Raw genomic sequence first — 3,606 nt, 5'->3', positions numbered from 1 at the left:
TTAAAAGAAGTCCGGCGGTGTCCTACTCTCCCACAGGGTCCCCCCTGCAGTACCATCGGCGCTGTGAGGCTTAGCTTCCGGGTTCGGAATGTAACCGGGCGTTTCCCTCACGCTATGGCCGCCGAAACACTATAGATGTTTCAATCAAAACACATAACAAAGTCATTGTCATGCGGTTCTCGACCGTACATCGAGAACCACTCAGTGGACGCGTAGCACCAACAAACGGTGTGTTATCAAGTCATCGGCTTATTAGTACCAGTCAGCTGCATGCATTACTGCACTTCCACATCTGGCCTATCAACCCAGTAGTCTGGCTGGGAGCCTCTCACCCGAAGGTATGGAAATCTCATCTTGAGGCCGGCTTCCCGCTTAGATGCTTTCAGCGGTTATCCATCCCGAACGTAGCTAATCAGCGGTGCTCCTGGCGGAACAACTGACACACCAGAGGTTCGTCCAACCCGGTCCTCTCGTACTAGGGTCAGATCCTCTCAAATTTCCTACGCGCGCAGCGGATAGGGACCGAACTGTCTCACGACGTTCTAAACCCAGCTCGCGTACCGCTTTAATGGGCGAACAGCCCAACCCTTGGGACCTACTCCAGCCCCAGGATGCGACGAGCCGACATCGAGGTGCCAAACCATGCCGTCGATATGGACTCTTGGGCAAGATCAGCCTGTTATCCCCGAGGTACCTTTTATCCGTTGAGCGACAGCGCTTCCACAAGCCACTGCCGGATCACTAGTCCCGACTTTCGTCCCTGCTCGACCTGTCAGTCTCACAGTCAAGCTCCCTTGTGCACTTACACTCGACACCTGATTGCCAACCAGGTTGAGGGAACCTTTGGGCGCCTCCGTTACTTTTTGGGAGGCAACCGCCCCAGTTAAACTACCCACCATGCACTGTCCCTGAACCGGATTACGGTTCGAAGTTAGATATCCAGAGTGACCAGAGTGGTATTTCAACAATGACTCCACATGAACTGGCGTCCATGCTTCACAGTCTCCCACCTATCCTACACAAGCCACACCGAACACCAATACAAAGCTATAGTAAAGGTCACGGGGTCTTTCCGTCCTGCTGCGCGTAACGAGCATCTTTACTCGTAATGCAATTTCGCCGAGTTCGCGGTTGAGACAGTTGGGAAGTCGTTACGCCATTCGTGCAGGTCGGAACTTACCCGACAAGGAATTTCGCTACCTTAGGATGGTTATAGTTACCACCGCCGTTTACTGGGGCTTAAATTCTCAGCTTCGCCTTGCGGCTAACCGGTCCTCTTAACCTTCCAGCACCGGGCAGGCGTCAGTCCGTATACATCGTCTTGCGACTTGGCACGGACCTGTGTTTTTAGTAAACAGTCGCTACCCACTAGTCTCTGCGGCCTCCAAACGCTTTCGGAGCAAGTCCTAATACGTCGAAGGCCCCCCTTCTCCCGAAGTTACGGGGGCATTTTGCCGAGTTCCTTAACCACGATTCTCTCGATCTCCTTGGTATTCTCTACCTGACCACCTGAGTCGGTTTGGGGTACGGGCGGCTGGAACCTCGCGTCGATGCTTTTCTTGGCAGCATAGGATCATCCACTTTTTATCCGCATCGTGTCTCAGCCTATGTGAGAGACGGATTTGCCTATCTCTCGGCCTACGCACTTGCACCGGGACAACCATCGCCCGGCTGGACTACCTTCCTGCGTCACACCTGTTAATACGCTAACCGCACCAGAATGGGGTCGTGCGCTAGGCCCAACGCGTCACCCCGAAGGGATCAGTCACTGGGATTCAGACACTTAGCACTACTGGATTAGCTTGGGCGGTTCTTCGCCGGTACGGGAATATCAACCCGTTGTCCATCGACTACGCCTGTCGGCCTCGCCTTAGGTCCCGACTTACCCAGGGAAGATTAGCTTGACCCTGGAACCCTTGGTCTTTCGGAGGACGTGTTTCTCACACGTCTTTCGCTACTCATGCCTGCATTCTCACTCGTGTAGCCTCCACGGCTGGTTTACACCGCCGCTTCGCTGGCCACACGACGCTCTCCTACCCATCAACACGGCTGGACCACGAAGGCCTACCAATAATGTCAATGCCACAACTTCGGTGGCGTGCTTGAGCCCCGTTACATTGTCGGCGCGGAATCACTTGACCAGTGAGCTATTACGCACTCTTTCAAGGGTGGCTGCTTCTAAGCCAACCTCCTGGTTGTCAAGGCAACTCCACATCCTTTCCCACTTAGCACGCGCTTTGGGACCTTAGTTGGTGGTCTGGGTTGTTTCCCTCTCGACTATGAAGCTTATCCCCCACAGTCTCACTGCTGCGCTCTCACTTACCGGCATTCGGAGTTTGGCTGACGTCAGTAACCTTGTAGGGCCCATCGGCCATCCAGTAGCTCTACCTCCGGCAAGAAACACGCAACGCTGCACCTAAATGCATTTCGGAGAGAACCAGCTATCACGAAGTTTGATTGGCCTTTCACCCCTATCCACAGCTCATCCCCTCAGTTTTCAACCTAAGTGGGTTCGGTCCTCCACGACGTCTTACCGTCGCTTCAACCTGGCCATGGATAGATCACTTCGCTTCGGGTCTAGGACATGCGACTGAATCGCCCTATTCAGACTCGCTTTCGCTACGGCTACCCCTCAACGGGTTAACCTCGCCACATATCGCTAACTCGCAGGCTCATTCTTCAAAAGGCACGCTGTCACAGCTACTAAGGCTGCTCCAACGGTTTGTAAGCAAACGGTTTCAGGTACTATTTCACTCCCCTCCCGGGGTACTTTTCACCTTTCCCTCACGGTACTTGTCCGCTATCGGTCATCTGGGAGTATTTAGGCTTATCAGGTGGTCCTGACAGATTCACACGGGATTTCACGGGCCCCGTGCTACTTGGGATACTCTTCGCGCCAAGGGTGGCATTTCGACTACGGGGTTGGCACCCTCTATGACCGGCCTTTCAAGACCGTTCGTCTATACCATCTTGTAACGCCGCCATCTCGGCAGAGATGACTGAAAAGTCCCACAACCCCCAACGTGCAACGCCTGCCGGCTATCACACACGCTAGGTTTAGCCTGTTCCGGTTTCGCTCGCCACTACTAACGGAATCGCGGTTGCTTTCTCTTCCTGTGGGTACTGAGATGTTTCACTTCCCCACGTTCCCTCTACCCGCCCTATATATTCAGGCGGGAGTCACTAGGTCGGCACGCCGCCCAGCGGGGTTTCCCCATTCGGACACCCTCGGATCAAAACTTGCTTATCAGTTCCCCGAGGCTTATCGCAGATTGCTACGTCCTTCTTCGGCTCCAGATGCCAAGGCATTCACCGTTTGCTCTTAAAGACTTGATAAATCACATGAGTTTGAATCAGAATCGACACCAGACACAGGGCCTGGCTTGAAATTGACTAATGATCTTTAAGATCATCTTGTGCAACCGATCAAAGATCAGTTGCAAGATGCTCGCGTCCACTGTGTAGTTCTCAAAGTACGGGCGGTACCCCTTCCCGCCTCCCCCACAGGGGAAACAACAAGAGGCCCAGAGGTACAGAAACGATCCGAAGATCGCATCCGGTCCCTCAGGACCCAACAGCGTGCAGACACCCCGCTCACGAAGCCCC

2 rRNA genes are annotated in these 3,606 nt (G+C 54.0%); both read right to left on the bottom strand.

Going from position 1 to position 3,606, the window contains the following annotated elements:
- Positions 1 to 9 precede the first annotated feature (9 nt).
- Positions 10 to 126, bottom strand: a 5S ribosomal RNA gene (gene rrf / locus OPU70_RS17535).
- 106 nt (positions 127 to 232) lie between these two features.
- A 23S ribosomal RNA gene (locus OPU70_RS17530) occupies positions 233 to 3,336 on the bottom strand.
- Positions 3,337 to 3,606: the final 270 nt, after the last annotated feature.

This window comes from Microbacterium sp. SWDP-B6, assembly GCF_059803615.1.
This window is presented reverse-complemented; position numbering and strand designations above follow the sequence as displayed.